This is a genomic window from Rhizorhabdus sp., assembly GCF_018006725.1.
Classification (GTDB): domain Bacteria; phylum Pseudomonadota; class Alphaproteobacteria; order Sphingomonadales; family Sphingomonadaceae; genus Rhizorhabdus.
In genome coordinates this window covers 1-6,274 of record NZ_JAGMXV010000248.1, presented here as the reverse complement: position 1 = coordinate 6,274, position 6,274 = coordinate 1, and the positions used below count along the sequence as shown (strand labels likewise).

The 6,274-nt window shown below is 64.6% G+C and carries 4 protein-coding genes and 1 pseudogene; all 5 read right to left on the bottom strand.

Annotated features, from left to right (window positions below; genetic code table 11):
* Positions 1-235: 235 nt before the first annotated feature.
* A complete protein-coding gene (locus KAY22_RS22790; RefSeq protein WP_296625473.1) occupies positions 236-1,750 on the bottom strand; it encodes an AMP-binding protein in 1,515 nt (504 codons plus the stop codon).
* A gap of 73 nt (positions 1,751-1,823) precedes the next feature.
* On the bottom strand, positions 1,824-4,013 hold the full coding sequence (locus KAY22_RS22785; protein WP_296625472.1) for a TonB-dependent receptor: 2,190 nt from the start codon (positions 4,011-4,013) through the stop codon (positions 1,824-1,826).
* Between the two features lie 217 nt (positions 4,014-4,230).
* Positions 4,231-5,010, bottom strand: a complete 780-nt coding sequence (locus tag KAY22_RS22780) for an SDR family oxidoreductase (protein WP_296625471.1) — start codon at positions 5,008-5,010, stop codon at positions 4,231-4,233.
* Positions 5,007-5,969 (bottom strand): alpha/beta hydrolase, encoded by a 963-nt coding sequence (locus tag KAY22_RS22775; RefSeq protein WP_296625470.1) that lies wholly within the window; start codon positions 5,967-5,969, stop codon positions 5,007-5,009. Before KAY22_RS22775 ends, KAY22_RS22780 begins: the two co-directional genes overlap by 4 nt.
* A gap of 23 nt (positions 5,970-5,992) precedes the next feature.
* A pseudogene (locus tag KAY22_RS22770) lies at positions 5,993-6,274 on the bottom strand (hypothetical protein); the annotation flags it as partial.

Here is a 6,274-nt window from a genome sequence, read left to right as displayed (position 1 = left end):
CCGATGATCTGCGCCGCTGGGCCGCCGATCAAGGCGTGTGACCCACCTGCGGCTCGCCGATCGATGGTGATGCGCTCCTTGCCTGCGCGGCCAGCGGCCGCCCGGAGCATCAGCATGGCTGAGCGCGACTATCAGGGACTGTTATTGATTGGCGACCCGCATCTCGAAGGCCGCGTGCCCGGCCACCGCAAGGACGAATACCCGCGCGTCATTCTCGATAAGCTCGAACTGGGCATCACCCCCGATTCCCCTCCCGACATCTACCCCAAGGTCGATCGCTTTCGCCGGGGCGACGTTCCTGGACGTAGAGCTTGGGCCGCTCGCCCCATTTGGGGTGGGCGATCGCAACGACCGCGGCCTGCGCCACATTCGCGTGCGCCATCACCATATTCTCGATGTCGACCGAACTGATCCACTCGCCGCCGGACTTGATGATGTCCTTGGACCGGTCGGTGATCCGGACGAAGCCCTGCGGATCGATCGTCGCGATGTCGCCGGTGTCGAACCAGCCGCCGGGCTCCAGCGCGGTGTCCTCGGCGCCATAATAGCGATCGATGACCGCCGGCCCGCGCACCATCAGCCGCCCGGCGCTCTCGCCGTCATGCGCCAGCGGCGCCTGCGCGTCGTCGACGATCATCGCATCGATTCCCACCGGATGCCCCTGCTTGGCCGCGAGCCGCCGCTGCTCGTCCGGGGGCAGCGCCAGACTGTCGGGCGTCGGGGTCGCCGCCAGGCCGACGGGGGACAATTCGGTCATGCCCCAGGCGTGGACGACCTCGATCCCCAACGCCTCCAGCGCCTCCATCAGCGCCACCGGGCAGGCCGAACCGCCGATCACCACCCGCTTCAGCCCCGACCGCGCGACACCGATCGCGCGCAGATAATCGACATAGGATTGCCACACCGTTGGCACCCCGGCGGAAAAGGTCACCCCCTCCCCCTCGATCAGTTCATGCAGCGCCGCGCCGTCGAGCAGCGGCCCGGGCAGCACCAGCTTCGCGCCGACCATCACCGCACTGAACGCCAGCCCCCAGGTGTTGGCATGGTACATCGGCACCACCGGCATGATGACATCGCGGCTCGACAGAGCGAAGGCGTCGGGCAGGCTAGTGTTCAGCGCCAGCATATAGTTGGAGCGGTGCGAGTAGAGAACGCCCTTGGGATTGCCCGTCGTTCCCGAGGTGTAGCAGAGCCCCGCGGCCATATCCTCGGCGAAGCCACCCCAGGCGATCTCGGGCGAAGCCTCGCGGACGAAGGCCGGCAGATCTGGATAGGACAGTCCTTCGGCCGCTCCATTGATCAGATGTATCGCCTCGATCGTCGGACAATGCGGTAGGATCTGTTCGACGAGCGCCGCCTGTCCGACGTCCGCGAACAGCAACCGATCGCCGGCATGGTTGCCGATAAAGATGAGCTGGTCGACGTGGAGCCGCGGGTTGATCGTGTGGCAGACGATGCCGACACCCATCGCGCCATACCAGAGCGCGAGATGGTCGAAATTGTTGGAGGCTATGGTCGCGATGCGGTCGCCGGGGCGGATGCCCGCAGCGAGCAGCGCCGACGACAGGCGCCGGGCGGCCCGCTCCAGCGCCGCATAGTCCGACCGTCCGATCGATCCGTCGGCCTGGCGCCAGACGATCTCCCGCCGTCCATGCCAGCGCGCCGCCTGTACGATCAGCTTGTCGAGGGTCAGCCCCCAATGCTGCATCTGGCCGGGAAGGCCGTCCGCTTTCTGCTGGCCGCCGATCATCGCACGCCTCCGACAAAGGGGTGCCCGCGACGCCGGTTCAGCGCTGCGGGCACGAAACGAACATGGGATGGCGTCAGAACTTAACGCTCAGCTCCACGCCATAGGTGCGCGGCGGGGCGGCGGCATATTCGTCGCCGAAGGCGAAGGCCACCATCCACAGCGCATATTTCTCGTTGGTTAGGTTCTTGCCGAACGCCTTGACCCCATAGCGGCCGCTGCTGTCCGTCCAGCCGATCTGGCCGCTGAGCAGCGAATAGGATGGCTGCTTGAGGCGGTTGTCGGGCTCCCAGAAGAAGCCGCTATTATAGGCATAGGTCGCCGACAGATCGATCCGGCCGACATCGGTGTCGAAGCCGTAGGACGGAGAAATCGTGAAGGTGGTCTTCGGCGAACGGGTCAGCCGGTTGCCCGAGGCGTCGCAGACGAACTGGGTGGTCCGACCGGCCGCATCACGGCTCGAACATTGCGCGTTGGGGAAATCCTCGAACTTGGTGTTCAGATAGGCCGCGCCGAACCGGATCCGGAAATCGCGGTTGAAGGCGAACTCGCCATCGAGGTCGAGACCGTAGATGCGCGAATTGGCGGCGTTGATCGTGGCCAGGTTGAAGCCCTGCAGCACCGAAAGCTGCAGATTGTTGTACTTGTAGTAAAAGGCCGCCGCATTAAACCGCAGGCGGTTGTCGAACAGCCTGCTCTTCAGACCAACTTCATAGGCATCGACCGTCTCGGACTTGAACGGCGCGTCAGTCGCGGTGACGGCATTGAAATTACCGCTCTTGAAGCCACGATTATAGGAGACATAGCCCATGATGTCGGGGGCAAAGTCGTGGTTCACGACCAGGCGCCAAGTCGGCTTCTTCTCACGGCTGCTCTGCTCCGGCGATGGTACGCTAACCAGCAGCGGCGCGCCCGGCACCGAGGCGGTGAGGACGTCGGTCTTGCCGAAGATAGTCCGCTTGTCGCTGGTGTAGCGGATGCCCCCGGTAATCTCGGTGCTCTCGCCAAGCGGCACGGTCAGTTCGCCGAACGCCGAATAAGAACGGGTCTTGATCGTGTTCTGGATCAACACCGCGGTTCCGACCGCGCTGCCGAATAGGCCGAGGCCGTTCGGTGCCGCGAAGGACGAGCGGTCATCAAGGAAAAAGGCGCCGACGATCCACTTCAAATCGGCGCTCGGATCGGACAGGAGCTGGAGCTCCTGGCTATAGGTCCGGGTCCGCTGAGAGTCGATATAGGCATCGAGCACGACGGCGGGGGTCGCGTCATTGTCGAACGACTGAACGACCTTCGACTTGCGCCACGAGCTGATGCTGACCAGGCTGATGCCGCCGAAGTCGTGGTCGACATGGAGCGAGGCCCCACCCTGCTCGGTGCGGATGCCCTCGATCGCGCCACCGCGCACGTCCCACCAGCCTCCGGCACCACCGAGCCCGTCGATGCTCGAGATCGATCCAGGCAGATAGGTTTTGACCGATCCCTGATCCGAATGCTTGGTCAGCGCATAATCGGCGGCGAATTTGATGGTCGTATCTTCGGTGGGCTTCCAGACGAGTTTGCTCCGTCCCGCGCGATCATTGCCGACGAAGCCGACGTCACGGTTGAGCGTCGTATTACGGCCGAAGCCATTGCCCTGATGCGAGAAGATTCCCGCCACGCTGAGCGACAGGGTGTCCGATAGCGGCGCGGCGCCATAGGCCTGCGCTTTCACCGTGTCGTAATTGCCGTAGGAAAGACTGCCCTCAAATGCGGTCGCCTGGCCCGGATCGCGGGTAATGACGTGAATCAAGCCGCCGGTGGCGTTGCGGCCGAACAGCGTCCCCTGCGGCCCCTTCAGCACTTCGACCCGCTCGATATTGTTGAACGAGAAGAGCGAGGCATAGGCCGACGGGATGTAAACACCGTCGACATAGACCGCGACCGCGCCCTCCTGTCCCAGCGTATTGTCGACCGCACCGATGCCGCGGATGAAGGGGGTTATGCCCGCCGACTGGTTGGCGATGGTCAGGCCGGGGGTCAGGTTGCCGAGGTCCTGGACGGTGTTAGCACCCGAGGCCTTGAGCTCCTGCGAACCGAAGGCGGCGACGGCGATCGGCACGTCTTGCAGCCGCTCCGCGCGGCGATTTGCCGTCACGACGATGTCGGTGATGCCGCCATCCTGCTGCTCGGCCGGAGCTGCATCCCCGTCTTGGGCGTAGGCCGGCATGGCATAGGCCAGAACCGCCGCAGCGCCCGCCAACCAATGAGCCGTCATATTGCGCTTCATCGTCTTCCTCTCCCTGGCGTCGCGCGCCGCCTCTCTGGCGACTTAATCAACGCCCCCAACATGTATGCAATAATGAGATTGTAGGCAATCCATTTTTGAAGCCGTGCGGCAATCGCCGTAAGCCTCCGCCTGAAAATCCCGAATTTATTGAATTAATGATCTTTTCATACGGTCACCTGCAGCAGCACGACAATCGGCAACGCAATCATTGTGTGCATTATGCTTGGTCGGTGACGTCGAGCGCTCCGTTCAGTCCCGGCAGGCCAGGAACGTCGTAGCGTTTCAGCCCCTCTGCCTCGGTGAAAGCCAGCCACACCGGCCCGCGTTCATCGGTAGTAGCCAGGGTGGCGACCGCCTCGCCGATGAAGGCGGCGGGTTCCTGGTGGATCGCGGCGCGGATGTCGGGGGCGGTCAGGTCGGTCCCGATCGCGCCGGGGCAAAGAACATCGAGCCGCACGCCGCGTTTCTCGAGCGTCGGAGCGAGCGCGAGGCCCATGCCCAGCACGCCATATTTGGACGCGGTATAATAGGGATCGAGGTCGAGCGGTAGGATCGCCGCCCCCGATGCAGTGATCAGGATGCGCGAAAGTCCCGGCGCCTCGATCGCGGCCTTGATGCCATGCGCCACGCCACCGAGATTGACGTCCATCACCTTGGCATAGCCTTCGGCGGTGAACCAGGTCAGCGGATCGTCCATCAACGGCGCGCCCTTCGGACGGCTCATCACTCCGGCATTCAGATGTACGAAATCGAGCCGGCCGAAGCGGTTGACGATCTCCCCAACCGTGCGCACCCAGGCCGCCGGATCGCGGACATCGAGCGGCAGGAACAGATGCGGTGCGCCGAATTCGGCAAACACCCGCTCGCCGCGAGTGATGTCGACGTCGGTCCCGACGACGACCATGTTCCGCGCCATCAGCGCGCGCGCGGCAGCCTCGCCGATACCCGTGGCCGCACCGGTGATCAGGGCGATCGGCTGCGATGCCGCGACAATCATCGCGCGCGCGCCTGGGCGAAGGCCCGGCTCAGGGCGTGGCGGCGATCGGCGATGAAGCGCTGCGAGGTGACCGCATCGGCCTTATGGACGTCGAAGCCGTGATAGACGGCGGGATAGAGGTGCAGTTCGGTCGGCACGCCGGCCGCGGTCAGGCGGCGGGCATAGTCGATGCTCTCGTCCAAAAAGACGTCGAGCTCGCCAACGAAGATCGCCGCCGGGGGCAGCCGCCCGAGATCGCTCGCCCGGCTCGGTGCGGCATAGGGCGACACGGCGTCGGTGCCATGGGCGCTGCCGAGATAGGCCTTCCACGCGAGTCCGTTATTCTTGTGCGACCACAGCTCGGGATCGGTGATCCGCCGCGCGGAGTCGCTGTCGTTGCGGTCGTCGACCATTGGATAGATCAGCAGCTGGAAGGCGAAGGTGAAGTCGCCGCTGTCGCGCGCGCGTAGCGCCAGCGCCGCCGCGGCCCCACCGCCAGCGCTCGCCCCGCCGACGGCGATGCGCGCCGCATCGACGCTCAGCTCGGCCGCCTGCGCGAACAACCAGCGCGCCGCCGCATAACAATCGTCGCTCGCCGCCGGAAAAGGCTCTTCCGGTGCGCGCCGATAGGCGACCGAGGCTACCAGGCATTGCTGCTCGATCGCGATCTGCCCGCACAGCGCATCGTCGAGATCGGCCGCGCCCAGCACATAGCCGCCGCCCTGGATCCAGAGCAAAGCCGGAAGGTCGCCAGTCGCATCGACCGGGCGGAAAGTCCGCACCAGCACATCGGGCGCGCCGTTCCAGCCGGGAGCATGATGATCCGCGCTCGCGACGCGAGGCACGGCTGGCGCGGTGCCCGCGGCCTCGAACACTGCCTTCAGCGCCGCACGCGCCTGCGTGACATCCTCGAGGTCGATGATCGGGACCATCTTCACGATGGGCAGATATTCCGGATCGATCCGGTCCAATACAGACATGAAAACCCTCCTGGCGGAACGGATCAGTTGCTGAAGACGATATCGTTCGGCCCATCGTCGCGGAACATCCGCCACATCTCCGACGGCCCCAGCGGGCACATCACCGACGATCGCGCATATTTGTTCATGAAGAAATTCTGCGCACGGCTGTCGGTGTAGATCTTCAGTACCTCGCGCTTGTCGAGATACGCGTTGTAGCGGTCGAAGGATTCGCGCTTCACATCGACCACCCGATCGCCGGTCAGGATCATGTGCGCCATCGCCTCCATCGCGAAGCGGGTCACCATCTCCTCATGGTTGACGAT

Coding starts and splice junctions, on each gene's coding strand:
- KAY22_RS22775 (WP_296625470.1), bottom strand. CDS start 5,969: ATGTCTGTATTGGACCGGATCGATCCGGAATATCTGCCCATCGTGAAG.
- KAY22_RS22785 (WP_296625472.1), bottom strand. CDS start 4,013: ATGAAGCGCAATATGACGGCTCATTGGTTGGCGGGCGCTGCGGCGGTT.
- KAY22_RS22790 (WP_296625473.1), bottom strand. CDS start 1,750: ATGATCGGCGGCCAGCAGAAAGCGGACGGCCTTCCCGGCCAGATGCAG.
- KAY22_RS22780 (WP_296625471.1), bottom strand. CDS start 5,010: ATGATTGTCGCGGCATCGCAGCCGATCGCCCTGATCACCGGTGCGGCC.